Source organism: Sandarakinorhabdus rubra (genome assembly GCF_010994245.1).
In the GTDB taxonomy this organism is placed as follows: domain Bacteria; phylum Pseudomonadota; class Alphaproteobacteria; order Sphingomonadales; family Sphingomonadaceae; genus Sandarakinorhabdus; species Sandarakinorhabdus rubra.
This window is the reverse complement of sequence record NZ_WMHO01000362.1, coordinates 1-1,411: the sequence shown is the minus strand read 5'-3', so window position 1 is coordinate 1,411 and position 1,411 is coordinate 1. Positions and strand designations below refer to the sequence as shown.

Below are 1,411 nucleotides of genomic sequence, written 5' to 3'. Positions count from 1 at the left end.
CGGCATTACCGTGCCACACATCGCCGATCCGGCGCCCGGCCTGGGGCCGATCGGGGCGCTCGCCGCGGGCTTCGGCTTTGCCGCCGGGGCCGGCTGCGACCGGCTGCTGCTGATCGGCTGCGACCAGCCCTTCCTGCCGGCGGATCTGCTGCCCCGGCTTGCAGCAGCGATCGCCGGCGCCGGGGCTGCCCTGCCGGCGCGCGGCGGCCAGGTGGAGCCGCTGGCCGGGCTGTGGCAGGTCGATGAGCCGGCGCTGGCGGCCTATATTGCAGGCGGCGGCCGCTCCCTGCACGGCTTTGCCCAGGCCCAGGGACATGTGACGGCGGACTGGCCAGCGGAAGGGGCCGATCCCTTTGCCAACATCAACACGCCGGCCGATCTGGCCGCCGCCAATCGCCGGCTCACACCGGGACTGTGATATGCTTTCCGGCGAACACCGCCTGCCAGCTTTCGATCTCGGCGATCACGGCGGTATCGGCGGCGCGCGCCAGTTCGGCCACGCTGGCATGATCCAGGCCAGTTTCGGGTCCGGCGAGCAGCCAGCGGGCGCGCTGGTGAATGAGGTCCAGCCGCTGGGCCGAGACCTGCGAGATCATCCCGAACCGGTCGAAATCGCCGAAATAATGGATGCCGGCCACCGCGCCGCCGAAGGTGGGGAAGAACACGCCCAGAAAGGTGAAGGGCTTGGCCAGCTTGCCCGGCAGATCGGCCGGCAACCAGCCCAGTGCCGCACCGGCGGCCATCATCAGCCACAGCGTCACCGACAGGAAGGCCAGCGCAAACAGGGTTGATGACAGGCGCTCCAGCTTGTGGTGCACGCTGAACAGGCGCGCCGCCTTGGCCCGGTGATAGTCACGCTGGCCGGTCACATGCGCATCCAGCAGAGTTTCGAGCACGGCGTGCAGATAGGCATGGGTGACGCGCACCTGTGGCAGGCCGGCTTCGCGCACCGCCTGGCGGGCATGATGTTCCGGCCAGCTGGAGCCATGCCCGTCACCGGGCGGACGCGGCCAGCGCCCCGGCGGCCGCGCCGCGCCCAACGCCATCAGGATCGGCGCGTGCCGCAGATACTCGGCCGCGCGTCGGGTTTCGAACCAGCGATCATGCCAATGGCCGCGCTGGCCCAGCCTGATGACCACCAATATGGCCAGCAGCAGCAGGAACTCGGCGGCGGCAAAGATGAACTTCTGGCCATCCAGCTTCAGCGGCAGGTAGGCCAGCCCCAGCGCCACCGCGAGGCCGGAGGCAAGGAAATTGCCAACCATGCCGCCGCGATAAAGATCGGCCAGCCGCGTGGCGATGCCATCGGCCCAGGCCCGGCGCTCCAGCACGGCGCGGGCCGCCCGGCCGGGATACTCGGCATCGCCGCCCGGCAGATCGGCCAGCGCCCTGAGCAATGCCGCGCCGCTGC

At 70.6% G+C, this 1,411-nt stretch carries 1 protein-coding gene and 1 pseudogene; one reads left to right on the top strand and one right to left on the bottom strand.

What is annotated here, in order from left to right:
* Positions 1–418 (top strand): molybdenum cofactor guanylyltransferase (gene mobA / locus GJV64_RS14490; protein ID WP_164158181.1); only part of this gene is annotated, 418 nt, incomplete at its 5' end.
* On the opposite strand, the pseudogene GJV64_RS14485 reads toward mobA, so the two are convergent.
* Positions 402–1,411: pseudogene (locus tag GJV64_RS14485) on the bottom strand (hypothetical protein); the annotation flags it as partial. The gene mobA and the pseudogene GJV64_RS14485 sit on opposite strands and share 17 nt — an antisense overlap.